22 protein-coding genes and 1 pseudogene are annotated in these 26505 nt (G+C 40.2%); 17 read left to right on the plus strand and 6 right to left on the minus strand.

What is annotated here, in order from left to right; all coding sequences use genetic code 11:
- From DSM106972_RS52460 to DSM106972_RS04610, 5 genes are all read left to right on the plus strand, one after another.
- The coding region (locus DSM106972_RS52460) for a calcium-binding protein (protein WP_325052147.1) at positions 1–441 on the plus strand (441 nt) is incomplete at its 5' end.
- A 189-nt stretch (positions 442–630) separates the two neighbouring features.
- Positions 631–882 carry a hypothetical protein gene (locus DSM106972_RS04595; RefSeq protein ID WP_127079309.1) on the plus strand — a complete coding sequence of 84 codons (252 nt, stop codon included), beginning with the start codon at positions 631–633 and terminating at the stop codon, positions 880–882.
- A gap of 684 nt (positions 883–1566) precedes the next feature.
- Positions 1567–2103 (plus strand): Uma2 family endonuclease, encoded by a 537-nt coding sequence (locus tag DSM106972_RS04600; RefSeq protein ID WP_127079311.1) that lies wholly within the window; start codon positions 1567–1569, stop codon positions 2101–2103.
- Positions 2104–2398: 295 nt separating this feature from the next.
- A complete protein-coding gene (locus DSM106972_RS04605) occupies positions 2399–3991 on the plus strand; it encodes a B12-binding domain-containing radical SAM protein (RefSeq protein ID WP_127079313.1) in 1593 nt (530 codons plus the stop codon).
- Between the two features lie 355 nt (positions 3992–4346).
- On the plus strand, positions 4347–5777 hold the full coding sequence (locus DSM106972_RS04610) for a right-handed parallel beta-helix repeat-containing protein (RefSeq protein WP_127079315.1): 1431 nt from the start codon (positions 4347–4349) through the stop codon (positions 5775–5777).
- 102 nt (positions 5778–5879) lie between these two features.
- On the opposite strand, the gene DSM106972_RS04615 is transcribed toward DSM106972_RS04610, so the two are convergent.
- Positions 5880–6329 carry a DMT family transporter gene (locus tag DSM106972_RS04615; RefSeq protein ID WP_186538788.1) on the minus strand — a complete coding sequence of 150 codons (450 nt, stop codon included), beginning with the start codon at positions 6327–6329 and terminating at the stop codon, positions 5880–5882.
- 2 nt (positions 6330–6331) lie between these two features.
- Here DSM106972_RS04615 and DSM106972_RS54765 point away from each other — a divergent pair, with 2 nt between their 5' ends.
- Complete coding sequence (locus DSM106972_RS54765) at positions 6332–6460, plus strand: hypothetical protein (RefSeq protein ID WP_267901058.1); 129 nt, start codon at positions 6332–6334, stop codon at positions 6458–6460.
- Between the two features lie 136 nt (positions 6461–6596).
- On the opposite strand, the gene DSM106972_RS04620 is transcribed toward DSM106972_RS54765, so the two are convergent.
- From DSM106972_RS04620 to DSM106972_RS04630, 3 genes are all read right to left on the minus strand, one after another.
- Complete coding sequence (locus tag DSM106972_RS04620; protein ID WP_127079319.1) at positions 6597–7340, minus strand: DUF554 domain-containing protein; 744 nt, start codon at positions 7338–7340, stop codon at positions 6597–6599.
- A 32-nt stretch (positions 7341–7372) separates the two neighbouring features.
- The gene (locus tag DSM106972_RS04625; RefSeq protein WP_127079321.1) at positions 7373–8008 is read right to left on the minus strand and encodes an iron-containing redox enzyme family protein; all 636 of its coding nucleotides are present in this window, start codon (positions 8006–8008) and stop codon (positions 7373–7375) included.
- Between the two features lie 380 nt (positions 8009–8388).
- Positions 8389–13800, minus strand: a complete 5412-nt coding sequence (locus tag DSM106972_RS04630; RefSeq protein WP_127079323.1) for an ATP-binding sensor histidine kinase — start codon at positions 13798–13800, stop codon at positions 8389–8391.
- A 288-nt stretch (positions 13801–14088) separates the two neighbouring features.
- On the opposite strand from DSM106972_RS04630, the pseudogene DSM106972_RS55670 reads away from it, so the two are divergent.
- The 11 genes and pseudogenes from DSM106972_RS55670 to DSM106972_RS04680 form a co-directional block, all read left to right on the plus strand.
- A pseudogene (locus DSM106972_RS55670) lies at positions 14089–14421 on the plus strand (restriction endonuclease subunit S); the annotation flags it as partial.
- Positions 14422–15337: 916 nt separating this feature from the next.
- Positions 15338–16474, plus strand: a complete 1137-nt coding sequence (gene gcvT / locus DSM106972_RS04640) for a glycine cleavage system aminomethyltransferase GcvT (RefSeq protein ID WP_127079325.1) — start codon at positions 15338–15340, stop codon at positions 16472–16474.
- Positions 16475–16569: 95 nt separating this feature from the next.
- The gene (gene gcvH, locus DSM106972_RS04645) at positions 16570–16959 is read left to right on the plus strand and encodes a glycine cleavage system protein GcvH (RefSeq protein ID WP_127079327.1); all 390 of its coding nucleotides are present in this window, start codon (positions 16570–16572) and stop codon (positions 16957–16959) included.
- Positions 16960–17117: 158 nt separating this feature from the next.
- A complete protein-coding gene (gene gcvP, locus DSM106972_RS04650; protein WP_127079329.1) occupies positions 17118–20036 on the plus strand; it encodes an aminomethyl-transferring glycine dehydrogenase in 2919 nt (972 codons plus the stop codon).
- 160 nt (positions 20037–20196) lie between these two features.
- Complete coding sequence (locus tag DSM106972_RS04655; protein ID WP_127079331.1) at positions 20197–20394, plus strand: hypothetical protein; 198 nt, start codon at positions 20197–20199, stop codon at positions 20392–20394.
- Positions 20395–20530: 136 nt separating this feature from the next.
- Positions 20531–20683: a plasmid mobilization protein gene (locus DSM106972_RS51170; protein ID WP_158632767.1), complete on the plus strand. Its 153-nt coding sequence runs from the start codon at positions 20531–20533 to the stop codon at positions 20681–20683.
- Positions 20684–20687: 4 nt separating this feature from the next.
- Complete coding sequence (locus tag DSM106972_RS04660; RefSeq protein WP_127079333.1) at positions 20688–20900, plus strand: hypothetical protein; 213 nt, start codon at positions 20688–20690, stop codon at positions 20898–20900.
- A gap of 110 nt (positions 20901–21010) precedes the next feature.
- On the plus strand, positions 21011–22453 hold the full coding sequence (locus DSM106972_RS04665) for a VapE domain-containing protein (protein ID WP_127079335.1): 1443 nt from the start codon (positions 21011–21013) through the stop codon (positions 22451–22453).
- A 443-nt stretch (positions 22454–22896) separates the two neighbouring features.
- Positions 22897–23169: a hypothetical protein gene (locus DSM106972_RS04670; protein ID WP_127079337.1), complete on the plus strand. Its 273-nt coding sequence runs from the start codon at positions 22897–22899 to the stop codon at positions 23167–23169.
- Between the two features lie 569 nt (positions 23170–23738).
- Positions 23739–24101: a hypothetical protein gene (locus DSM106972_RS04675; protein WP_127079339.1), complete on the plus strand. Its 363-nt coding sequence runs from the start codon at positions 23739–23741 to the stop codon at positions 24099–24101.
- Positions 24102–24173: 72 nt separating this feature from the next.
- Positions 24174–24854, plus strand: coding sequence for a hypothetical protein (locus tag DSM106972_RS04680; protein ID WP_127079341.1), 681 nt, complete (start codon positions 24174–24176; stop codon positions 24852–24854).
- 167 nt (positions 24855–25021) lie between these two features.
- Here the strand turns inward: DSM106972_RS04680 and DSM106972_RS04685 are convergent, their stop codons facing one another.
- Positions 25022–25810, minus strand: a complete 789-nt coding sequence (locus tag DSM106972_RS04685; RefSeq protein ID WP_127079343.1) for a plasmid mobilization protein — start codon at positions 25808–25810, stop codon at positions 25022–25024.
- Between the two features lie 291 nt (positions 25811–26101).
- On the minus strand, positions 26102–26290 hold the full coding sequence (locus DSM106972_RS04690; RefSeq protein ID WP_127079345.1) for a hypothetical protein: 189 nt from the start codon (positions 26288–26290) through the stop codon (positions 26102–26104).
- Between the last annotated feature and the right edge of the window lie 215 nt (positions 26291–26505).

Genomic DNA, 26505 nt, shown 5'->3' on the forward strand with positions numbered 1-26505 from the left:
AATGGAGTAACTTGGAATGAAGACCAACTTTGGAATGCTTATTTAACACAGGGCGCCGCTTCTAATGACACCTTAGAAGGCACAAATCTTAACAACATAATTAGAGGTGGTCTTGGAACAGATTATCTTGATGGTCGAGGTGGTGCCGATACTTACCTATTTAATCGTGGAGATGGTCAAGATACTCTCTACGATAACAGTAACGACGTTAGCATAGACCAACTTGTGTTTTCAGGTACAGGTTTAACATCAACTAATGTTATTGTTACCCGCCTAGGTACAAGTGATGATTTAAGGATTTCTTTTGGTAGTGGTATCTCTGACTCTGTTATTCTCAAAAATCAAGTTGATACCCTTAGACCCAACTTAGGAGTTGAGAGAATTAGATTTAGTGATGGAGCAACTTGGAATGAACAGCAACTTTGGAATGCTATAAGTTGACATGGGAAATAAGAGTAGGGTGCGTCAAAGGGGTTACAATCTTGAATAAAACGAAAAATCATCTGCTTTGACGCACCGACTTCTTGATAGCTTATTTCACCACAGAGACACAGAGAACTTGGGAATTTTCGAAATTCAATTGAGAGGAGCTATAGTAAATAAAAAACTCTGTTGAAAGTAAATAGTTGCATGGAATTGTTGCAAACTGGGCAACTATTAGCACAACGCTACCGCATTCTCGATATATTAGGCGAAGGTGGAAGCGGAATAACTTACCTTACCCAAACTTTGGAAGGTACAAATCTCAACAACACTATTAAAGGTGGTGTCGGAACAGATTATTTAGATGGTCGAGGAGGCGCTGATACTTACCTCTTCAATCGTGGAGACGGTCAAGATACCCTTTTTGACAGCAGCAAATGCTATTTGCTGCTTTGTTGACGCTATGTTACAATTTTCAAAGTTTCTGCCCTTAACAGGAAGTATCAAAAGTCATGATTTTAACCATGACTAAAGTGACACTCTAAAGCTTGTATATTAATTCTCTCTATTTGTAGCTTTGAACTCTAATACCAATTTAATATAAAGCTGCAACTAATTAAATCCCCCCAGCCCCCTTAATAAGGCTACGGTGTACACACATCTTTTCATTACCCTTACATTCTTTCTCTTTGCTTATGCAGCGTCCTTAGCGGTTCGTTAAAAAATTAACCGCAAAGTAAAGAGAAGAAAAGTAACTTTTAGAGACTTGTGTGTACACGGTAGCCTTAATAAGGGGGGAGCTAAGAATAATAATGTGCATCTTCACTTAAAAATGGTATAACCGTATTTTTACTGTTTTTTGTAAACCATAGATACGAGATAGGAATTGCTAGTGCAGGCGCCAAGCTTTATGTTAGCTATTTCAATAATGTGAACCAATGGTTCACATTTGGATTGCTTGATTAGTTATAATCATGTTCGATTAATTACCCGTACATCGTAGAGACGTTACATGTAACTCTACCCACATCACTATTCGGCGCCGTGATTTTATGCATTACTTCCAAAATAAGGCTTTGCTTGTTGATACTCAATAATATAGTTAATAATTAAGCTATGTGATTACATAAGGAAGCCTACACCATGATAACTGTTATCAAGCCTGAATATTTTTCTTTAGAGGATTTTATGACCAATCCTCATGATAAAACAGAATGGGTAGATGGTCAACTTATAGAAAAAGAGGGTATGACGTTAAGACACGGAAAAATTCAGTTACGTCTTGGTAGCTGCTGGCAAGATTATAAAGAGTCTAGCGGACAAGGGGGAGAAGTTTACACAGATGTGCCTTGCCGTACTAAAAAACAAGGACGCTCTCCTGATGTAGCTTATCTTACACCTGACCTTGTGGCTAAATATGGAAACGTTCCGACTTTGCCTCAAAGCTTTCCTTTATGTGCCGAAATTGTCTCACCTACAGATATAGCAGAAGAAGTTTTATTGAAAGCGCAGGAGTATTTAGAATCTGGTGGAGAGGAAGTTTGGTTAGTTTATCCTGAAAGTAAATGGGTAATGATAATCACCGAAAATCAAGGTTTAATGTTTACATATGGTCAAACAGCCTGTACACAAAAGGTTTTAATAGGGTTTAATATTGCTGTAGATCAATTGTTAGCTTAGTTTATTTTGAATAACTAGATACCGAAAGAAAGCTATTAATATTTATAGACAGTAATTAGTGTTAAGAAACTGGGTTTCTTGGCAAAATGGTTATTTTTATTACAAATTTCAACAAAGAAAGCCGATTTTTATTATATTCGGCGCCTCATCCCTTATACTGTTATATTTATAACGTCTAGGATTTAGGGATTGACAGGAAACACCAAATATGGGATGTGCCGGTTCTTGCATTTAACCTAGGTTTTTTGATATAAGCGATGTCCCAAAAGGGAAGCGCAGTTATTTAGAGGTTCTAATGAACGTTTTACTTCTGTATCCTTGCTTTCCCAAAAGCTTCTGGTCTTTTGAGAAAACTCTAGCTTTGCTAGATCGTAAAGCTATGTTACCACCTTTGGGGTTAGTGACTGTGGCTGCAATTTTGCCCCAAGAATGGAAATTTAAGCTAGTAGATCGTAATGTCAACAAAGTCACTGGAGAACAATGGGATTGGGCTGATTTAGTGATTTTATCTGCGATGATTGTGCAAAAAGATGATTTATTAGCCCAGATTAAGGAAGCTAAACGCAGGGGAAAATCTGTAGCGGTGGGTGGTCCCTATGCAACTGCGTTACCTCATGAAGTGACAGATGTTGGGGCAGATTATTTGATTCTAGATGAAGGGGAAATTACTTTACCTTTATTTGTAGAAGCGCTAGCAAGAGGTGAAAAATCTGGAATTTTTCGTGCTAATGGGGAAAGACCAGATGTAACCCACACCCCAGTTCCTCGATTTGACCTGCTGGAATTTGATGCCTATGCAGAAATGTCGGTGCAGTTTTCTCGCGGTTGTCCTTTTCAGTGCGAGTTCTGTGATATCATTGTCCTTTACGGTCGTAAACCCCGTACAAAGGCGCCGGAGCAACTAATTAAGGAACTAGAACGCCTTTATGAGTTAGGTTGGCGGCGTAGTATTTTTATGGTAGATGATAATTTTATTGGTAATAAACGCAACGTTAAACTGTTCCTTAAGGAATTAAAACCTTGGATGGTAAATTATCAGTATCCTTTTTCCTTTGCTACGGAAGCCTCAGTAGATTTGGCAAACGACCAGGAATTGATGGATTTGATGGTGCAATGCAATTTTGGCTCTGTGTTTCTGGGCATTGAGACACCAGATGAAGCTAGTTTAACGTTAACTCAAAAGCACCAAAATACCAGGGATTCCTTGAGTGAAGCAGTAAACGCAATTGCTCGTTCTGGTTTAAGAGTTATGGCGGGTTTCATTATTGGTTTCGATGGCGAAAAAGCAGGAGCAGGAGCGAGAATTGTACAATTTGTGGAACAAACATCAATTCCCACGGCACTGTTCAGTATGTTGCAAGCATTACCCGACACAGCACTTTGGCATCGCTTAGAGAAGGAAGGAAGACTTCGTAGTAAGTCTGCCAATATCAACCAAACCACTTTGATGAACTTTGTGCCTACCCGTCCCTTAGAAGACATTGGGCATGAATATGTGGAAGCATTTTGGCAGTTATACGACCCTACTAAGTTTCTCGAACGTGCTTATCGCCACTACCGAATTCTTGGAGAGGCAACATATCCTGATAAAGGTAAACGAGCAAAAAAACCGATAAATTGGGTAACAATTCGCGCCCTGTTAACTATTTGTTGGCGACAGGGTATCCTTCGCAAAACTCGATGGAAGTTCTGGCCCAATCTTTGGAATATGTACCGTTACAATCCAGGAGGTGTAAGTAGTTATTTATCAGTATGTGCCCAAATTGAGCATTTTGTCGAGTATCGCCAAATTGTTAAACAAGAAATTGAGCAGCAAGTAGCGCAGTTCTTAAACGCAACTGAAGCTCAAATTCCACTTGAACGAGAACAAGCTATAGCTAATATATAACTCAACGGCGCCTGTAAGCTTTTTATTAATAGTAATAGATAAAAAGTGGCGCCACGTTCATTCGGTTATTCAATTTATTGGAATTGCAGAATCTATATTCTCAATCAAAAAATTTGGCGCCAACTGAGTGAGGGTTACAATCTACAAACTGTCATAAGCGGGCTTGAAAATAAAAACGGAAGGTATTTTCATTAGTAATAATTCGTACCGTTGTATGGTGAGCGTTGGAGATGAAAAATACGCTTGCTAATTGCCCCAATGCCTTTATTTTTAGGCGCACCAGTCTGCTCACTATTTCTCACTCCTGCACGAAACTGGCGCCTAAAGACAACACACGTGAGTTAGATTATACCCTATGACACAAGCAACAAGAGTTTCAGTAACATCCCCTGACGCAATGAATCCGTTAGCGACTTCTGCTTCTTCAGGAATGACTTACTACGTTGCAACAAACGGTTTAGACACTAATTCTGGTACTTTGAATAGTCCTTGGAGAAGTATCAATCATGCGACATCATCGGACTCTCCCATCAAAGCTGGTGACACAATCCAAGTAGAGTCAGGTGTTTACACAGAGTTAATTACTCTTGGTAAATCAGGTAATTCTACTCTTGGCAATATTACACTCAAAGCGTCGGGCGCCGTTACTTTACGCGACCCAGACCCAAACCAAGGTGGTTTTAGAGAAGGTGTAATTCAATCGGCAGGTAAAGGCTATTGGACTATTGATGGATTTCGGATTGAAAATACTTCTTGGGCTGGAATTTCACTGCGCGATGCCAACAATATGATTGTGCAAAACAATTACACTTACCAGACAGGCGCATCAGGAATTATCGTTCTCCCTGATACTTACTACGATGGAGGTGAAGCTGAAGTTACTAACTCTAACATTAAGATTCTCAACAACACTATAGAGCGAGCTAACTGGAATTGGAAAACAAGCAATGACCAAGGTACTCAAGAATCTTTGAGTGTTTGGGGTGTAAATGGATTTGAAGTTGCCAATAACACTGTGAAAGAAGGAAAAAGAGAAGGTATTGACATCAAAGTTGGTTCTCGCAACGGCTCAGTTCACGGTAACACTGTCACTGCTCAAGCTCTAGTATCTGGAACACCCCAAGGTTACAACGGTGGACCAGGGATTTACCTTGATGGCAACCGTGCCACGATGTTCAATATTAGCGTCTACAACAATACTGTTTATGCAAACACCGCAGACGCAATTGCAATTGCAGACGAAGTTCCAGGACAAGGAGATGTATATGATATCCGCGTTTACAATAACGTAGTTTATGGTAATGGAAAACTAGGTGTTAATGGTGGCAGCGGAATTACCATTAACTCAAATGTGCGTGATGTTGAAATTCTGCACAATACTTTTGTAAACAACGTTCAAGCCTTTAATATTGCTGGCATAGACAATTATGGTGGTAAGAAAGCGAGTAATATTACAATCCGCAACAATATTTTCGCTAACAGCACCTACCGTAATGGATTTATTGGTGATACAGACAACGTTACCCTAAGCAATAACTTATTCACCAATGGCTTTAAAGAACTCTACCAAACTCAGGGAACATTGACGAACTTACAAAGTAATAACAACATTACTGGAGATGCTCAATTCGTCAATCTTTCGGGGAATGACTTTCATTTATTAGCCTCTTCACCAGCTATTAATGCAGGTTTTCTTGGAATAGGCGCCTACGCAAACAAAGATAAAGATGGTGTTACTCGTTCTCAAGGTAATGATATAGGCGCCTACGAGTACCGTGCTGGATGAACTAATTAATTAGTGGCTTTGTGAAATCGTTCTTACATATATTCTTTCTCATCAGGTTGCATCTTTTCTTATCGCTTCAGCTAATTTATACTGCAAATGGGTTTAATGTTTTTGAATAAGAATTACACCAATTAGCAATAAAACCGTTCCTAAAATACGATATAGGCTAAGGGAAATTTGGGCGACACCAAACGCACCAGTAGAATCGAGAATGAGCGCTGCAACCATCTGTCCAGCAATCACTAAAGAAAAAACTACTGCAGTGCCTAATTTAGGGATTGCGATTAGAGACGCGACAAGATAGTAAGCAGCAAATATCCCACCAAACCAAGCCCATTGGGGAAGAGAGTTAAACGCTGGGATAGAGCCACGAGGTGTGGCGCCGCTAACCCACACTAAAGTTAATGAAAGGAGAGTTACGAACACTGATACAATTGTAGTGAGAACCGGAGAGCCGATTGATGCTCGTAGACGTGCGTTCCAAGCCATCTGGATGGCAAGCCCTGCTCCGCCAAGCGCGACTAAAATAAACAAAACGAACCGAGTAAACATAATTGAGTGCTTTTGTTTACAGCGAGAAAGCAGAAACTCTGCTCCAAACAAGTTTACCCGATGTCGCAAACTGGGGGCAACGAGAGCCATCTAATTGCATTGCAGAAGGCGCCAAGGCGCAGAGGAAATAGTAGCATTTCATCCAAACATTTTACTCACCTGTTAAAGTTACTAGCTTGCTCTTGAAGAGAACTTTCTTGTTTAATATCAATTCTCTAGCTCAATTTATTAAGAAATTGAAATAATTAGGAGCAGCAAAAAGGGGGATTATTTTGGTATCGCCATAAAAAAATAGAGAAGTGGTGCGATGACCAAGGCTGGTAGAAAAGAGGCTACTCTAATCCGGGACACTTCTAATAAGTTACATCCCAGCCCTACAATTGTTAAACCACCCACACCAGCGGTCATCAATAAGTGAGGATTGTGAGTTGGGTCTGGTAGAGATTGAACTAAAAATCCAGCTAAGAGTGAGACACCGCCTTGGTAAATCACAATTACTAAAGATGAAAATCCAACTCCGATGCCAAAGCTACTGCTAAGAGCGATGGAAGTCATACCATCCATTGCAGCTTTCAACACTAGCAAAGTGTTATTACCAGTTAAACCGTTGTTGAGGCTACCGATCAAAGTCATTGGTCCGACACAAAACAGTAAACTACCAGCAACAAACCCCTCTGTAAAAGAGCCACTTTTTTGAAAGCACGCTTTCAAAAACTCTCCTACACTATAAAGTCTATCTTCTAGTTGCCACCATTCGCCCAAAAGTCCGCCGATGATGATGGCTAGTAGCCCTAACACTACCCCATCAACTCGACTGTTTTTGATTTGCAACAGACTACCAGCCATGTGGAACCCGATAAACAGGGTAATCAACGCTACTCCTTGGGTAATGATGCGTTGCATTCTTAAGGGAAGGTGGTGTTTCAAGAGCATACCAGCAGTAGTACCCAAAATAACACTAATGGCGTTTATCCAAGTACCGTTTGTCTTTGCCCAAAAATCGAGTGTCATGAGTCAGATTTATCCTGTTGATGATGGAGCTACTAAGCATCACCTACCATCTTAATTAAAAAATTAATTGCTTGGTCTCCGCCCTTACGAATTTTACTTAAGTCAAATCCACTATCCATAATAATTTCCATAGCTTGATGACCTGATTCTTGATGTTCTTTTTCTACAGCATCATGAATCACAAAATAATCAGACATTATAACGTCTATTTCAGAAATGTCAACATCTACTAAAGCTTGTCTTAGCAGTTGTAAAATCTGGTAAGCAGGAGCTTCCAATCCGACAATAAACCCAATAGCTTCATCCTGACTCATCTGGGATAATTCAAGGACTGTTTCTTCAAATAACTGTATAAAATATCTATCTAATCCTTGATTAATGAAGCAAGAAAAAGGAGATTTATTAATTAAGTTAGTCAGTAATTTGCTGTGAATTTTGTCTTTATTTCCAGACCCACACTCACCGTAAGCAATTTCTGCTAATAAATACTGAATGTCTGGAATACTTATACGAGCTAATGCGGCTCCATGCAATCGTGTTACTTGGCTAGAAAGATATAACCATCGCTGCAAAAACTTAGCTGCATCATTAATTCCTTTATCGACTACTTGCTTGCAAAATTTTGACCGCAGTGTATCTTCAATATTTTCTATTGATAACAACATCATTATTGTAGCTCCTTTGATTTTTTGGCTGTAACTTGTACTGGAGTTGTTTTAAAAATTTGATAATAGAAAACTAAATTTTTTCTACAAACATAATATTTGAAAAACAATATTTTTAAAAAGAGTATTAACACTTAAAAATTGAATATAAACTCTTTTTGAGCAATAGTGTAAACAATGAGATTATATATGTTTTTTACAATTAATCATCACAAACTTTATATTGATTTGCCGATTTGATCTATCTTGGTTTCAATAAATAGCCAAAAAATAAATTGCCTCATCTTGATGAAACAATTTATTACTTGTAAATAAGTCTATTTTCCTTATCCTGAATGGCTTTAAAGCTTGTTTCTGCCTAAAAATGTTTAAGTAATTTTGAACTAAATAGGAAGCTGTATCAAGAACTCAGTCCCTCTACCCACCTCAGATTGCACGTTTAAGCGACCACCATGTTTTTCCACCACAATTTGTTGGGCGATGGCCAATCCCAATCCCGTACCTTTTCCTACAGGTTTAGTTGTAAATAAATGGTCAAAAATTCTCGCTTTAACATCTTCGGTCATGCCCTTACCATTATCCCGGATACGAATTTGAACTTGGTTCTCAACCATCGCGGTGTGAATTGTAATTTGTTGCGGACAGGCAGTGATTTCTTGAGGGGGTTGAGTTTTTGCCATCTCATCAAACATATCAATAGCATTGGCTAAAATATTCATAAACACTTGGTTTAACTGCCCAGGAAAGCATTTAATGAGTGATAGCTGACCATAGTCTTGAGTTACTTGAATGGCAGGGCGAAAATCATTGGCTTTAAGTCGATATTTAAGGATTAGCAAGGTACTATCAATTCCATCATGGATATTAGTACTGACTTTATTTTCAGTATCAGCACGGGAGAAGGTACGCAAACTGGTGCTGATGCCTTTAATGCGCTCGGTCGCGCCTTCCATAGAATCTAGTAACCTTAGCAAGTCCTCACTGAGAAATTCTAGGTCAATTTCCTCTGCCTTGTCTTGAACAGGCGCCGCTGCATCAGGATGATATTGCTGATACAGTGTGAGATAGTCGAGTAAATCTTGAACATATTCTTTAGCATTGTTGATGCTGCCATTGAGGAAGCCAATGGGGTTGTTGATTTCATGGGCAACACCTGCTACCAAGTTGCCCAAAGATGCCATTTTTTCACTTTGGATAATCTGGAGTTGCGATTGTTCAAGTTGCTGGGCATAGGTTTGAGCTTGTTGATAAAGTCGAGCATTTTCTAAGGAAATCGCCGCTTGAGTGCAGAGGAAGTTCAGACTCAGGATGCGATCACTAGTAAACACTCCACTGGTTGTGAGATTCTTCAAATATAGAATCCCAATTAACTGACCCTGATTGAGAATTGGCAAACACAACACGCTCTTTGGTCGGCGCTGAATTAAATAATCATCAATGATAGGCAGATCGGTTTTAAGATCGTCAATCATTACCACTTTTTGAGTGTTTTTGACATACTGTATCAGCTTGACAGGCAATTTATTACTACCTTTAAGTGGTTCAGAACGCAGTTCTACGATATTTGGTGTCGCATTAGCTACAATTTGCAACTCGCCTACCTGGTTGGGCATAATTAAAACACAGCGATTTCCTCCTGAGTGTTGCAAAAGAATCTGGGTGAGTTGATGGATGAGTTTATCTAATTGAATAGTACTAGACAGGCTTTGAGAGGCTTTGATAATAGTCGTAAAATCGAGAATGGTATTAATGCTCGTACTGGAAGAACGACTGGTTTTTGTAGAACCATGAATTGATATATTGGCAATTGAGGCCAAAGTCTCCAGAGAATTCAGGCTCTGCTGCGTAACTGGCTGGAGAATCGGGCGAAGTAAATGGGGGTAGTGCTGTTCTAAATCATCAGTTTTGGCTTTAGCTCCCCAACGGGCGTAGCAGTAGTAAGCTTCTTGCATGTAGCCTGCGGCAATTTTTTCCTTGCCCAAGTTGAGGTAGAATTTGGCAGCAAGTTCCGAAGCTAGGGCTTCTTCAAGGATGTAGCTGTTTTCCTTGGCTTTGGCTATGGCGTGGTCGTACAAATCTCCTGCTTCATAATTCTTATTTAAAACCCGGTATTTTTCCGCTTCTACTAAATAATATTGGTGTAAAACATTTATTGGGCAATGGTTTGCCCATAGTTGCATTTTTTCTTGGTTATCTATGACTTGTTTGAGAAGCTGTGTTTGTGTATCTTGATCGACTTCTAAAAAGATTCCAAGGTTTGCCAGAGACATGTAAAAATTGCATTGCCGAGAAATAACCATTGCCAGACCACCGGGAGCATACTGCTCTAATTGGGCAGCGTATCCCCGAGCTAGCTCGTACTTGCCAAACAGATAGCTGAGTTGAAACTTAGTAAAATAAAATTCCAGTAGTGCAAACATATCATTGCTTTCAATACTGATGGGGAGCATGACCTCTTCATCGTAAGCTTCACCTTTCAAACAACAAACATCATCAACCTCTCCCAATAAATTTAGAATTCTTTGCCTTTGAATTTCATTGTGGTGAGCAATCCTTTCTTGCTTAAGAAGCTGGAGTGCCTGGGTATATGTTCGCATCTCTTCGGCTAAGGTATTAAGCTCTTGACCGAGGAAATATAAATGAGTATTGTAATAACGGATGTTAATCCCCGCAAATTCTAAATCTCCTGTTTCTAACCCAATTGAATAACCTTCCCAGAGAGATTGTACGGTTTCTCGAGTATGTTCCTTCCAATGCCTAACGAGACAATTAAATCCGTTCATCACTTTTGAAGTCACTTCTTTGGTATCAAAGTGACTTAAAAGCTCAATCGATAATTGACCAAATCGATAGCCAGACTCAATATCTTCAACTAATCCGCATAGGATAATACCATAACCTACGTAACCAAAAGCTGACTGGGGAGAATTACCGTATTGAAGAGACAGACTCACTTGCTTTAATGGCACGAGAGGGTATAAGTCCGGAGCTGCTTGATAGGCAAGAGTCGTAATGTTGGATAAAATTCTCATTGCTGCCAAACATTTTTTATCCGTCATCAGAGGCAGATTAATTAAATCTTCAATTGGCTTATCCGCAAGCAGAGACGCAATTTGATTAAGTTCTGCCTGTATGTCAGAACTGCTAATATTTTCAGGGAATTCAACCCCTAATAACTTCAGAATTTCTTTTCCAAGTTGAACCGCTTCTTTTGCCTTATTTTGGGCGCCATAGGCTTGAATTTGCACTTCATGCACTTTGATTTTATCCAATGGATCGCTAACGCAATCTAAAACTTTTTGAATAAATTCCGCCATCAATTCAAAATTGCCAGCTAAATAAGCAGCTTCTGCTCCTAGATTGTGCAATTCTAATGCCAACTGATACTGGCGCCAACAATCTACTTTTAATAATTTAATTCCAAAGGTTGCATATTCGGTTGCAGCCGTGTAAGCAGTCGAGGCTCTCGCTTTAGAGCCAGCAGATAAATTTAACCAAGCAAGTTCTTCCTGTTCCGCCAGTTCCGTAATTATTTGAACGCCGTAATTTAATTGATTAACAATATCAAAGATTTTTTTATCTCGCTCTGTTGCAGGTATTTTCTTGAGTAAGAGTTGACCGATTTTAAGATGAGTTGCCTGTTTTTGGTTATCAGCAATCAGAGAATAGGCGGCTTGTTGGACGCGGTCGTGCAAAAACCGATAGGCTAAATTTTCAATTTTGTTAGTATTTGCATCTGCCTCATCATGATTAAGATAAAATTTGTACACTTGACTTTCTGGCAGAATCAGCCCTTCTTGTAAGGCTTTCCAAAGGTTGCTTGCCGCATCAACAGCAGATTGTTCGGAAATGATAGCCAGAGTATTCAAATCAAATTGGTTGCCAATACAAGCCGCTAACTTCAAAACTGCCTGCGTCTCCACCGACAGTTTCTGTAACTGCAATGCCATAAACTCCACCACATCATCGGTCAATGCTAACTGTCGCACTGCCGCCATATCGCATTGCCAGTACCCTAGGTCAAACTGGAATTTAATCCAACCATCCTCGTGTAAAGCTTTGAGAAACTGGGTGGTAAAAAAGGGATTCCCTTTGGTTTTTTGATACACCAACCGTGTTAAAGGTTGAGCTAGTTCCTCGGTACAATTCAAGGTATCTGCCAGCAACTGATTTACCGTAATTTCCCCCAAAGGTTCCAGGGTAATGGTATTGACTACCGCTCCTGCTTTCTGGATATGTTCCAATGTCAGCATTAAGGGATGTGCTGGAAACACTTCATTGTCTCGATAGGCTCCCAGATTTAGCAAGTATCCACAACCAGCTTCACCCATCAATAATTGCAGCAAATTAAGGGAAGCTGAATCTGCCCATTGCAAGTCATCTAGGAACATCACCAGGGGATGTTCTTTTGTGGTAAACACTTGGATGAATTTTTGAAATAGTAAGTTGAAGCGATTTTGTGCTGCACTTCCAGAGAGTTCGGGGACTAGTGGTTGTTGTCCAATAATTCGCTCTAGTTCAGGTATCACCTCCACAATCACTTGCCCCTGAACGCCAACTGCGGCGATAATTTTGGTTCGCCATGTTGCTAGTTGGGCGTCGCTTTCACTCAGCAGTTGTCCCATCAAGTCACGAAAGGCTTGCACAAAAGCGGATAAAGGAATGTTGCGATTAAACTGGTCAAATTTGCCTTTGATAAAATATCCCTGCTGACGGGTAATTGGTTTGTGGACTTCATTAACTACCGCCGTTTTCCCAATTCCAGAAAATCCCGCCACCAGCATCATTTCAGCCCTTCGGGCATAACATAAAGTATCAGATGTGCCATTAGCAACGCGCTCAAAAGCTTCTAGCAAGGTTGCAACTTTTTTTTCTCGCCCATAAAGTTTTTCGGGGATGAGAAAGCGGTCGCGTACATCTCTCTGGGCAATTTCAAAATATATAATTTTGCCAGTTTCTTTTAGTTGATATAGACAATTCTCTAAGTCATATTTCAATCCTAAAGCACTCTGATATCTATCTTCGGCGTTTTTTGCCATTAACTTCATCACAATATCTGAAAGTACTTCTGGAGTCTTTTCCCCATTCCCCAACCCTGAAGGCATTATAGCAATATGAGAATGTACTAATTCCATAGGGTCATTCGATGTAAATGGTAATTCTCCTGTTAATAATTCATAAAATGTTACTCCCAAAGAATAAAAATCGCTGCGGTAGTCTATCCCTCGGTTCATCCTACCTGTTTGTTCAGGTGAAATATAAGCGAGGGTTCCTTCTAAAATATTAGGACTTTTAATTTCTTGAGTTTCTTTGGGCAACAGAGAAGCAATACTAAAATCTATCAGTTTAACTTGTTTTGTTTGGGGATGAATCAGGATATTTGCGGGTTTGATGTCTTTGTGGATAACACGGTTTTGGTGTAAATCGTGGAGAATATTCGTTAATTGAATAGCAGTCGCCAAAAATTCGACCAGTGAGAGGGTAGTAGTTTTTATGTACTCTCGTAAAGAGATTTCTCCCTTATCTTCCATCACCAAAATATAACCGTTCCTATAAGCTTCTAATAATAAAGGACGAACAATACCGTCCAGGTTGAGATTTTTGCTAATGGTATATTGATTGCGAAATTGCAGTAATTCGTTGAAGCTTGGGTATTCAGATGCCAGCAGTTTAATAACTACAGCAAGTGTGTCTTGCTCTCGGATAGCTCGATACACTCTAGTTCTGGAGCCTGCATACAGTTGAGAGCTAATTTTATATCCGGGAATCACAGGGTCTAAGCTTATAGTTATCATTATACTTATATTATAGTGAAAGTTTGTTTTTGCTTCTTAAAGCTAGTGTTCCCAGACGCTTACCAGTTTTTACGCCAATAAACTTTCTTCATGAAAACTTCATAAATGTTTTCATCATGACCGGGAACTTACAGTAATCGAAAACCGTGAGTTTCTAGAGGTAATTACTTCGTCAGTTCCTGTAGAATTAGAGCAATTCAGTACATTTTATCTACATAGTATGGGGCTAGTACAGCTTCAACCTGCTGTAGGCGCCGAAAAAGATGAAATGGTGTAACGCCATCTACTTTTAAAATTTCATATTGGAACGGTAATATTTATTGGGCTACACCAGAAGATATTAAAACTGCAAAAGGAAAATTTATCTTCAACACAAAGCGTAAAATAACGCAACAAGCTTTTGATAACTGTGCAGCTAAACTTGCACAAGTCGGCAGTATTATATTAACATCTCGCGCAAACATTGGAAATGTAGCATTAGCTGGTGTCGAACTTTGTACAAATCAAAGCTGCAAAGCACTTGTACCTAAATCAAAAGATATTAATACTGATTATTTTTATTATCAACTACTAGCAAGAAAGCAAGAACTTCTAGTGCTAGAAAAAGGTACAACATTTTAAGAATTGGCAACTTATGATTTACAAAACTTTGAGCTTTGGTTGCTTTCAATTGCTTTATAAAACAACATTGCTAATTATCTTGATTGCGAAACAGACAAACTTAATGCGTTAATAGTAGCTAAAAAAAAATCCTAGAAATCCTAATAGAAAGGCGCCGCGTCATTAATTATACTGTCAATAATGATACAAGAGTCTATCTTCAATCTCACTCAAAACATAATAATTTTACTTATATCTCAACAGCTAATACCAAGCAACTACATGTTGAATTCATAACTTCAAAGTTGGATGAATTAATAAACACCATTAATAGTAAAATTAAATTGCTTTATGAACGTCGTACTGCTTTAATAGAAGCAGCAATCAGCGGGCGCCTCCACGCAATAATGTAGATATGCAACTCAAAAATCTTACCCTGACTCAGTTTCGTGGCTTCGAGCAAGCATTGTTATTGCCATATTGAACATGTTAAACCTTAAGACCATTGCACGGCAATAGAAACTGTTTCTTACAACAATATAGTTGCTTGTTATCCTGCCCCTAATCCTTTATCTAAAACAGGATATGGTGCAGAACAAAAAGGTAATTGGCCTACTCTATCAGAACAACACTTGTTTGTATCTCCCTTAGATGCATCATGCGAAACACGCTTTATATTTAACTTACGAGGTGAAATTAAAGCTAGGAACGCAGAAGACCCTCTAAGATGCTTCGTACCTCAGCATGACAATCTAAGATGCTTCGTACCTCAGCATGACACTCTAAGATGCTTCGTACCTCAGCATGACACAGAAGGTTTGTCTTGTGGGATGGGCATCCTTGCCCGTCCAAATGTACTACTTAAAGATGCTTCTACCTGTGCATGACAGAGGACATTAGGATAAGAGATATTGACCTACTATAAGTAAAATTACCCGTGGCTAATCCGAAAGAAGACCTCGAAATTCTCGCGCGTACTCCGTTGTATGCTTTTGCCCAGGAACTCAAAGCTAGGTTTACTGGTTTTGGTGGTTGGGATATGCCTTTACAGTTTAGCGGTATTACTGCTGAACATGAAGCGGTTAGAAATAAGGCGGGCATTTTTGATATATCCCATATGGGTAAGTTTACTCTCGAAGGTAAAGATTTAGTCTCACAGCTACAAAAACTGGCGCCTTCTGATTTCATCCGTCTCCAATCTGGTCAAGCGCAGTATAGTGTATTGTTGAATCCTCAAGGTGGTATCATCGATGACATTATTTTTTACTACCAAGGTGAAACTAGTACGGGGGAACAACGAGGTGTGTTAATTGTCAACGCTGCTACCTGTGCTAAAGATAAAGAATGGTTACTAAACAATCTTGATACTAATCAAATAAAGTTCCAAGACGTATCGTCTCAAAAAATTCTAATTGCGCTTCAGGGCCCATCGAGTGTTGCTTTACTACAACCCTTTGTAAACCAAGACCTTTCCCCTATTAAAGCTTTTGGACATATTGAAGCTAATATCCTAGACCAACCCGCTTTTATTGCCCGAACTGGTTATACGGGTGAAGATGGGTTTGAAATTATGCTCGACCCTGATGCCGGCACCCAATTATGGCAAAATTTAATTCAAGCTGGCGCCGCTCCTTGTGGACTTGGCGCCCGTGATACCCTACGTCTTGAAGCGGCAATGGCACTGTATGGACAAGATATAGATGATACAACTACACCCTTAGAAGCTGGGTTAGGTTGGTTAGTTCATTTAGATACAAAAGGTGACTTTATTGGACGTTCGGTATTGGAACAACAAAAAGCAGAAGGTGTAAAACGGCGCCTGGTAGGGTTACAAATGCAGGGACGTAATATTGCGCGTCATGCTTACCAAGTATTATCCGAAGGTAAAATAGTTGGGGAAATTACAAGCGGTACTTTATCACCCACACTTGGTTATCCCATTGCTTTAGCATACGTTCCCACTGAATTATCTTCAATCGGTCAAACCCTAAATGTAGATATTCGTGGTAAAACTTATCCCGCAGTTGTTGTCAAACGTCCCTTTTATCGTTCAAAATCACGATTGACTAATTAGTAATTAGTTAGGAGTGAGGAGTGAGGAGTGAGGAATTAAATTTCCAACTCCTAACTCCTAACTCCTAATTCCTAACTATACTTAGAGGATTTGATATGGGCTTTGAATACCCCGACAATTTGAGATACCTAGATACTCATGAGTATGTGAGGCTAGATGGAGATATTGCCACTGTTGGTATTACAGCATTTGCTGTTGACCAGTTAGGGGACATTGTATTTTTGGAATTGCCAGACGTTGGAGAAACTGTTACTAAAGGTGACAGCTTTGGTACTGTTGAGTCTGTAAAAGCCGTTGAAGACCTAAATGCACCTATTACTGGTACCGTCCTCGAACGTAATGATGCCTTAATTGAGGCGCCGGAGCAAATAGGCGATGACCCTTATGGAGAAAGTTGGCTGTTAAAAATTCGTGTCCAGGACGAAAGCGAAGTTGAAGACGCAATGACAGCAGACGAATATCGCGCCCAAGTCGAAGGAGAATAGGGAGTTAGGAGTGAGGAGTGAGGAGTGAGGAATTAATAAGTATTTGTTGATTACTCCCAACTCCTAATTCCTAACTCCTAACTCCTAACTAAAAAAAATATGACGTTACAAATACAGATGTTGCAAAATATTAAATAGTCACGTCTGGAGACCATATTGTGGTAATTTCCGCTCCACAGCCTAAATCAACTAATCTACCGCTGGGAAAAAAGAGTCAATCGAACAATTTTCAAGTTCGACACATTGGACCGTCTGATGGTCAGGTTCGTCATATGCTGGAAGTTATGGGACTTTCTAGTCTAAATGAACTGATTGATAAAAGTGTGCCGCAGGCAATTCAACTTAAAAGGGAGCTTAATCTTTCAGAAGCTAAGAGTGAATACGCTGCTTTAGCTCAGTTGAAGGAAATAGCTTTGCACAATCAGGTTTACCGTTCGTATATCGGTATGGGGTATTCTAATTGCATTACTCCTCCTGTAATTTTACGTAATATTCTCGAAAATCCTGGTTGGTATACAGCTTATACTCCTTACCAGCCTGAAATTGCTCAAGGGCGCCTCGAAGCACTATTAAATTTCCAAACAATGATTATCGACCTCACTGGTTTGGAAATTGCCAATGCTTCGCTACTCGATGAGGGTACTGCTGCTGCCGAAGCAATGACTATGAGTTACGGTATTTGTAAAAACAAGGCAAATACTTTCTTTGTGTCTCAAGATTGCCATCCCCAAACAATCGACGTGTTACAGACACGTGCCAGACCCTTGGGTATCGAAATTCTTATTGGAGACCATCGTACTTTTGATTTCGAGCAAGCTATATTCGGCGCCGTTTTACAATACCCCGCTACCGACGGCACAATTTACGATTACAGCACCTTCTGTGAACAAGCACATAAAACAGGCGCCCTCGTTACGGTTGCTGCTGATATTATGAGCTTGTGTTTACTAACACCTCCAGGAGAATTTGGCGCCGATATCGTTGTTGGTAGTACCCAACGTTTCGGAGTTCCCCTTGGCTATGGTGGTCCACACGCAGCATATTTTGCTACTAAAGAAGAATATAAACGGCAAGTCCCAGGTAGAATTGTTGGAGTATCGAAAGATGCTCGTGGTAATACAGCGTTACGTTTAGCACTACAAACACGCGAACAGCACATCCGTCGTGATAAAGCTACTAGTAATATTTGTACAGCACAAGTATTACTAGCTGTTATTGCTGGGATGTATGCTGTGTATCATGGCGCCGATGGATTAAGACAAATTGCCTTAGATATCCATCAAAAAACCTTAACATTAGCTCAAGCACTCAAGCAATTAGGCTATAAAATAGTTTCTCTCGATGTCTTCGACACATTAAAGGTTGAACTAGGAAACCAAAAGTTAGAAGATATTTTAAATAGAAGCGAAGCCAAAAAAATCAACTTGAGAATCTATGACGATACAGCAGTAGGTATTTCCCTCGACGAAACAACCACCGAAGCTGATTTAATAGATTTACTACAAATTTTCGGAGGTTCTCCCACCACCCCCTCTCTAGAAATCCAAAATCCAAAATCCAAAATCCAAAATCGTACTCCCTACCTAACCCACCCAGTCTTCAACCGCTATCACTCCGAAACTGAGTTACTGCGTTATATTCATAAACTTGAAACCAAAGATTTATCATTAACAACATCGATGATTCCTTTAGGTTCATGTACGATGAAGCTAAACGCGACAGCGGAAATGATACCTGTAACTTGGGCAGAATTTGGTAATATTCACCCATTTGCACCAAAATCACAAACGCGCGGGTATCAAATTTTATTTGAACAGCTTGAAGAGTGGTTAGCTGAAATTACTGGTTTTGCTGGAATATCTCTGCAACCAAACGCAGGTTCACAAGGTGAATATGCGGGACTTTTAGTAATTCGTCAGTATCACGAATCACGCAACGAAGGTCATCGTAATATTTGTTTAATTCCAGAGTCTGCACATGGAACTAACCCAGCAAGTGCAGTAATGTGTGGAATGAAAGTAGTAGGTGTTGCGTGCGATAAAGATGGTAATATTGATGTTGCCGACCTCAAAGCAAAAGCCGAAAAGCATAGCAATAACCTTTCTGCCTTGATGGTGACATACCCATCTACCCACGGTGTATTTGAGGAAGCTATCAAAGATATTTGTGGCATCGTTCATTCTCATGGTGGACAGGTATATATGGACGGCGCCAACATGAATGCTCAAGTCGGACTTTGCCGTCCTGGAGATATAGGCGCCGACGTTTGCCACTTAAACCTACACAAAACCTTCTGCATACCTCACGGTGGTGGTGGCCCTGGTATGGGTCCTATCGGTGTTGCCTCACACCTAGTCCCCTTCCTCCCAGGACACGCTATTGTAGATATTTCTAACCCCACTCAGCACTCAGCACTCTCTTCTCATCACTCCAAAATAGGCGCCGTTTCTGCTGCACCTTGGGGTAGTGCCAGCATCTTAGTAATTTCTTGGATGTATATTGTAATGATGGGCGCCAAAGGTTTAACCGAAGCTACCAAAATTGCAATTCTCAACGCCAACTACATCGCCAAACGGTTAGAAAACCACTACCCAGTACTTTATAAAGGTAGTAACGGTTATGTCGCCCACGAGTGTATCTTAGATTTGCGCGCGTTGAAAAAATCCGCCAACATCGACATTGATGACCTAGCTAAACGCTTAATGGACTACGGTTTCCATGCACCCACCGTATCATGGCCTGTTGCTGGTACCATCATGGTAGAACCAACCGAAAGCGAATCAAAAGAAGAAATCGACCGTTTCTGTGATGCATTAATTTCCATTCGCCAAGAAATTGCCGAAATTGAATCTGGGAAAATGGATATTCAAGACAACCTCTTGAAAAATGCCCCTCACACCGCCGAAAGCTTAATATCCGGTGACTGGACACATCCATATACCAGAGAACAAGCCGCATATCCGGCGCCGTGGACACGCGATAATAAATTCTGGGTCAGCGTCAGTCGCATCGACGCAGCATTTGGCGATAGAAACTTCGTCTGCTCTTGCCTTCCTATGGAAGCATACAGCGAATAACGGTGTTTCCGGTACTTAGGGCATTCCAATAAACCCTATTTACTAACCATTTACTAACCATTTTGCCTTTAGTTTACCCTAGTTGACACGGAGTTAGCTAGGGTTTTACTACATCTAAGATGTTGACAGTTTATTTATAGATACCACTAGTAGTACAGTTATGCCTAAAGTCACACCTAGAACATATAAACTATACATCCGTTTAAGTACCGATGAACTAGCGGAACTTACCCAAATAGCAGCTAATAAAACCATCCCCGTTAGTACACTAGTTCGCAGTATAGCATTGGAGTATACCCGGTCATTACCTAAGTCTAGTAACGATACTACTAGTTTCGATATAGATGGTACTTTGTAGAACTGTACCAAGTAATGTTGCAAACTTTCCGGAATAGTGCTACAATACTATGTATTAATAAGTAATAACCCTGACGGTAGCCATCACATCACCAGCTACCATTGACACTTTAATAATGTAAGACATAGGAATACACATGAAAGAAACAAGACCCAAACACATCAATGCCAGAGTCACAGAAGATGAGCATGAGTGGTTACAAAGACGGGCTAACAAGCTAGGTATGACACTATCTAACTACATTCGGTATGTATGCCTCAATGCTGATATTAAGTCTAATGTAGGTTGACCCTATGACATATCAAGTTAAACTCACACCTGACATAACAGTAGCCCATCTGGACATTGAGAAAGTAACTTGGAGGGGCAGAAAGACTTACCTAAGTTTCACAAATACCCAACTCTGGCTAGTACATCTCTGGGATGGTCGGGTTATTGAAGTTAAACCATCAGAACTCGATAGCGCCTCAGAGGAAGTACTTAAAGATATCGCATTCCCTGGTTAACTACCTAGGTTAACCAATACTGACAGAACAAACTTAAAAGCCCTCCAGTGCGGCAAACACCAAAGGGCTTAGTTATTTACTTATATACACCATTCAAGGAACCAACTCAAATGGATATTTCTAATAACAATGTAGCTAACTACAACTCAAATGTCAATGCCGAAATAGACTTCATTGATGATACTGATACTTTCAGTGCTGGCAATGACTTAGACAAGCTATTGAAAGCTATTAGATGCATCGACATATTACATTTACAAGTACTTGGTAGTAGCCGCTATGACAACAAAGATGCTCGTGAGCAGAATGCAGTCATTAAACAAGCTAAGAGTGCTATTCTGAAAGCTGGTAAGCAGTCAGGTTATGTATTCTGGGAAGTATTCAAAGCTGCTTATCACAACAAACTAGACCGCAATGAGTGGACTGGTGATATCTACTTTAATGGCACAGTTAACACCTCAGAGAAGCTACTAGACAGGTTAGAGACTAGTTTAGGTTTACTATCTCCCATATCAGAAACAGTCTACAACAGAAAGCTTGATGTACTGTTAGAGTGTTATGGTTTTAACCCTGTCAGAAAGCAACTAGAAAACTATGCCAAACAATACCCCGAAGTAATGCCAGAGTGGTCACAGTTAGCCAGTATCTTGTTTGGTACCACTGATGAACTATCCCAAATGATGGTAGAGAAGTGGCTCATAGCTGCTGTTGCCAGAGCAATACAACCAGGTTGTCAGGTAGATAATGCCCTAGTTCTCAAAGGTGGGCAGGGTATAGGTAAGTCTACTTGCTTCAGAATACTAGGCGGGGACTACTTTCTAGACTTAGATAACTCCACAGATGGTACTGAAGTTAAACGACAACTGGGCAGGTCTTGGATAGTCGAGATGGGTGAGATGGAGGCTATTACAGGTAAGAAAGATACTGAAGAGTTGAAAGCATTTCTCACCAAACTTAAGGATACTTACAGAGCTTTGTATGAGCGCTCACCTAAAGACCATCAAAGACATGTGGTATTTGGTGGTACTTGTAACAGTAATGAAGTACTCAGAGACCCCACAGGCAGTCGTAGACAGTGGTTTATTGACTGTGATGAAAGACCTATTAACAATGACTGGTTAAAAGTTAACCGAGAAGCTATTCTGGCTAGCGCATATCACAAGTTCATCTCTGGTGCTAGCTGGTGGGCTGATAGTGAAATGACTAAGGCATCTGAAGAAAGAAACAAGGACTATACTGTATCCGGAGCATGGACAGAGCAACTAGAAGCGGTACTCACAGAGGTAACAGTGGATGGTAGCAAAGAAGTAGCATTCAAGTTAGTAGACATAATGAAAGCGCTGCTACTGTCACCTGAAAGCCAAAGTAAGAACAAGAAAGCTATTCTATTAAGCCTTAAACAGCTTGGATATGACCAGAAAGTAGTCCGAGTAGGCACTAGTACAGCTAAAATGTACTGCCTCAAGACTGCAAGCAAGCCAGTACCTACTGAGTATTCCGGTACTACCTGGATGTACTGGAGAGATGCTTGGAAGTCTAGCAAAGAAGTTTAGTACTATTGACTTTTAAATATCCTTGAATAACCCTGGTAGGTACTTAGACTTACTGGGGTTTACTTTAGGTTGTTACCTTTTCTGTTACCTTTTCCTTGAATGTTACCTCAAATGTTACCTCAGAGGTAACAGCTACACCCTAGTCATAGTAAGGGTTACAGGAGAATGTTACCTTGTTACCTTAAATATACAGAAAACTATCTAACAACTAAATACACTATACAGTTACCTACTCTATATACACAGGTAACTAGGTCACTTTTTGAGGTAACAAGGTAACATTTAGCTAGGATGTAGATACAGTAAGGGTTGTAGCTGTTACCCTAAAGGTAACATTTACCTCAGAAAAGGTAACATCCTGAGAGAAAAGGTAACATCTTAAGATGGCAGGTAACATTATAAGGTAACAGACCTAAGAAGTTAGGGTAAACTTAGTCAGTCTTATGGCAGTAGTTAGAGACATTGGAGTAGAAACAGTAAGACAGCTAGGGGTTAAGGTAACACTATCCGATGCTTCTGGTACAGCTAAGTCATTACTAGAACTACTTGAGTACACAGTTAAGGGGAAACTAGAGACAGTGATAAGCAAGTCAAGCATGACCTCTAAAGAAGAAGAAGGAGATGGTAGCAAGGAACAGGTAATGGTGTACTACATCACTAGAACTACTCAACAGTCAGCATTACTTCGTAGGTTACTACCCGGTATAACCATATAACTACTTAGTAATACTAATACTACGAAGTACTCACTGATAACTCTAGAGATGACTTAGGGGTGTTCTGGAATGAACTATCCTATGCTGGAACTGTTTTAAATAGCTGTACTTACTTTAGTCAGAGAATATTACTGTACTTCGGAATGTACTATTACATGCTGTGGTTACTGAAGCACTATCCATAATAAGGGTAGCTTATTCCGAGTGTTCAATAGTTAAGTAAACCTTATTTCTGATAACCTACAGGGAAGCACTGGCAGAAGACTTGCGCGGTACTGGGGTAGTTGTTCCTAGGTCAGGATGTAGTAATATCAATACTCTGGGGCATATTCAAGTACTGCGAAGCACCATATCTAAACTACCTGTTTCTTACTTCTTACTTATTACTGTGTAGTTGACCTACCTTATGACCATCCAGACAGCATTAGTTTAACCAAAGAACTCCAGTCTGGATGACTAAGGTAGTACTGACTGTGACAGTTGACATTTTAAAGATAACGACAGCAGGACAGCACAATATGCCTAGATAGCGCCAACTACCTAAGCATTTACCAGGAAGAGTATTTAAAATGTATAACAGTAACTTCAGACTATATTATAGCACATTTGGGTGGACTTGTGTTATATCCAGACCTTCTTTATCTAAACTTTATCTAAATGAAGATGGTACACCAGCAGCAGTAGGGTATTTTGCATCTCAGTATGGTAGAGACTTGGTTTATACAGAACTGCATGGTATTAACCAGAATGACTACCAGAACAACCTGCCAGACTTGGTAGTGTATCAGCTAGCAGATGGTACTTTGTTAGCTGCTGCTAAGGCTGTATTTAGTGCTGAGAACACTGATATAACTGCTCATAAGGGTAGTTGTTACATCCACCAAGTAGAGTACCTTACTGTGTTAGATAAACTACCCATAAAGCTACCCTGACTTACCAGGGTTTCGATAATACCGAGACCCTTGTACTTTACATAACTTTACAAACTATCGGAGATAACCACAATGGATGCAGCAACCAGACTACAGCAGATAGTACAAGAACAGACCCAGAGAATGCTAGATGCACAAGCGGAACTTGATAAGGCTAGGCTAGAACAGCAGCAGAAACAAGCTAAGGCAGCTAAGTCAGCTAAGGAAGTTACCCGGTACTTGAGTAAGCTAGTAGATAGGCAACTTAAGACTGGTCATGTACAGCCTAGGGTGATACAAGAGTACCTTAAGCGCTATGAAGGTGACTACCAGACTGAGTACCTCAGAATAGCCTGTGCTTTGTTAGTAAACCAGTACCAAGGTGTTATCTCAGAAGCTACTCAGATAGTCGGTAGTAGCTTTAACTGGCAAGGTCATGAGTACAGTTTGGAGGGGTTATATAGCCAGATAGTGAGTATCCTAGGTAGACCTCCTTTTCAGTCTAAGTACTGGTTCTATGACATGCTGACTGATGCTTTAGTTGACCGTGAGCAGTTACTAGAAGACTTCGATAACCCTCAGACCAGACGGGTATACTCTGAGGTAGTTAAGAAGACTGATGAGAACTACTCCGAGGTCATTGACTATAACGGTGCAGTTCTGACTACTGATGACATCTTCCTGTTACAGGCAATAGTAGATGGTAATGGATACCGAGATGTCTTAACTAATGGCGGTGGTACTTTGAAAGCTTATAGCAAGTCCGTGGAGTAAGCTCAGATGTGAACTAGGTGTTCATCGGAGATGTGGTTTCTATTATAGAACTCACTTGGTTAGCACTCTTACAGCTACTAAATAACCCCAGTAGGTACTTATACTCACTGGGGTTTATTCTGTATTTGCTCACTCCGACTTGAAGTAGAGACGAACTTCTCAAAGTACTACACAGTTAGGGTTTCCAGTTTTCGGATATCACTTTGTAGAACTATACACCACACGGACATGTCACCAGTACCCTTTCTAGTCCAGACTTTGCCGTCTTTAGTAGTTAGAGATGTTCTAGCTAGTTTACATGCATCTCCATATGCCTTGGCACTAGCTAGCTCAGGATACATTGCTTTAAACTCGTACTTGGTATAGGTTGGTGTAGTGGGTAGGTCAACCTGTAGTTGTGAGGTAACTTCCGGTTGTTGTTGCTGGATGTAGTCTAGTGCCTCATCAGCAATGACATTATAAGGGGTATCTCTGTCTATTTCTTGCTGTAACCATTGCTGTTGTTTATCTGTCAGTAGCTCAATACCAAGTAACTGGTTCAGTTTATCCCAGACTGCTGTATGTTTCTTAGCTACTCGATGTAGCTCTTGTAGGGGGTGTAGTATGGCTACTTTGGCAGGTACATCACATTCATAAGCTAACTGTACTGTACCTTTGGAGGTCTTATGCTTGATGTAGAGTTTACCTTCATAGAGTACCCATGTGTCATCTTGTTTATCTGCTTTTGCCAGAATAGTACGAGCTTCAATACCTTTTATGACTACCCCCTCCCCCTCATGGTTAGCCACGGAAGTACCTACTGTGTCTGGGTTTATGTGGTTAGCCACAGGGTTAGCCATTGCTACAGATAGTAAATAGTCTTGTAACTTCATACCAACAGCTTCAGCATTTCGTAATATCTGTTGCTTCTCCTCTGCTGTTGCTCTGAAGGCTAACTGCTCTGCTCTAGTTCTCATTGTCATCTCCTTTTATTGCTACTATTATAACATGGTTAGCCATGAAAAGTCGCTCTGGCACTGCTATACAACTATTCTGTCAATGTGGTTAGCCTTGTGGTTAGCCATCTAAAGTATTACCCAGACTGTATTACAGCCATTGGTACCAAATAGGGGGGGGAGGGGGTGTTTAGTACTTCGTAGTTGTTCTACTTTGTATCTAGTTCTAACTAACTACATCACCCGCGCTAGCTATAGCCATTAAAAAAACCCCGGCTAAGTACCAGGGTTGTTATAGGTTATACATAGCGGTTATCTCGGAACATTGAGAAGGATAGCCATAGCTCGACCAGTATCCTTGGCAGTGCCTATCATCCAGTTACCATATGTTGAGTAAGTAGTGAATATGTCTTGATGTAGTTCTAAGTTACCATGTGTCTTATATACCAGAGGCTTGGAGCGGTCAATGCTACGGTTGGGTTTATCAGGACAGTTATTCATGGCATATATTTAAGCATTTCCTTAAGTATAACATCTTAACTGCCTATTTACCAACAGGTATACAACTAAAACCCTTATCTGGCAAGGATGTATACGAAAGTGTGTGTTATCTCCGATAAGTTACCTCTGGTAAGTAAAAGCCATTTAGTACCTGCTTAAGCTGCACTCAGTCATCACTAAGTTATAGCTAGATAGTTATGTAGTTATATCGACTA

It is taken from the genome of Dulcicalothrix desertica PCC 7102 (assembly GCF_003991905.1).
Classification (GTDB): Bacteria; Cyanobacteriota; Cyanobacteriia; order Cyanobacteriales; family Nostocaceae; genus Dulcicalothrix; species Dulcicalothrix desertica.

Coding starts and splice junctions, on each gene's coding strand:
- DSM106972_RS04685 (WP_127079343.1), bottom strand. CDS start 25,810: ATGAGAACTAGAGCAGAGCAGTTAGCCTTCAGAGCAACAGCAGAGGAG.
- DSM106972_RS04610 (WP_127079315.1), top strand. CDS start 4,347: ATGACACAAGCAACAAGAGTTTCAGTAACATCCCCTGACGCAATGAAT.
- DSM106972_RS04680 (WP_127079341.1), top strand. CDS start 24,174: ATGGATGCAGCAACCAGACTACAGCAGATAGTACAAGAACAGACCCAG.
- DSM106972_RS04600 (WP_127079311.1), top strand. CDS start 1,567: ATGATAACTGTTATCAAGCCTGAATATTTTTCTTTAGAGGATTTTATG.
- DSM106972_RS04615 (WP_186538788.1), bottom strand. CDS start 6,329: ATGTTTACTCGGTTCGTTTTGTTTATTTTAGTCGCGCTTGGCGGAGCA.
- DSM106972_RS51170 (WP_158632767.1), top strand. CDS start 20,531: ATGAAAGAAACAAGACCCAAACACATCAATGCCAGAGTCACAGAAGAT.
- DSM106972_RS04670 (WP_127079337.1), top strand. CDS start 22,897: ATGGCAGTAGTTAGAGACATTGGAGTAGAAACAGTAAGACAGCTAGGG.
- DSM106972_RS04620 (WP_127079319.1), bottom strand. CDS start 7,340: ATGACACTCGATTTTTGGGCAAAGACAAACGGTACTTGGATAAACGCC.
- DSM106972_RS04665 (WP_127079335.1), top strand. CDS start 21,011: ATGGATATTTCTAATAACAATGTAGCTAACTACAACTCAAATGTCAAT.
- DSM106972_RS04690 (WP_127079345.1), bottom strand. CDS start 26,290: ATGAATAACTGTCCTGATAAACCCAACCGTAGCATTGACCGCTCCAAG.
- DSM106972_RS04655 (WP_127079331.1), top strand. CDS start 20,197: ATGCCTAAAGTCACACCTAGAACATATAAACTATACATCCGTTTAAGT.
- DSM106972_RS04605 (WP_127079313.1), top strand. CDS start 2,399: ATGAACGTTTTACTTCTGTATCCTTGCTTTCCCAAAAGCTTCTGGTCT.
- DSM106972_RS04630 (WP_127079323.1), bottom strand. CDS start 13,800: ATGATAACTATAAGCTTAGACCCTGTGATTCCCGGATATAAAATTAGC.
- DSM106972_RS04595 (WP_127079309.1), top strand. CDS start 631: ATGGAATTGTTGCAAACTGGGCAACTATTAGCACAACGCTACCGCATT.
- DSM106972_RS04675 (WP_127079339.1), top strand. CDS start 23,739: ATGTATAACAGTAACTTCAGACTATATTATAGCACATTTGGGTGGACT.
- gcvH (WP_127079327.1), top strand. CDS start 16,570: ATGGGCTTTGAATACCCCGACAATTTGAGATACCTAGATACTCATGAG.
- DSM106972_RS04625 (WP_127079321.1), bottom strand. CDS start 8,008: ATGATGTTGTTATCAATAGAAAATATTGAAGATACACTGCGGTCAAAA.
- DSM106972_RS04660 (WP_127079333.1), top strand. CDS start 20,688: ATGACATATCAAGTTAAACTCACACCTGACATAACAGTAGCCCATCTG.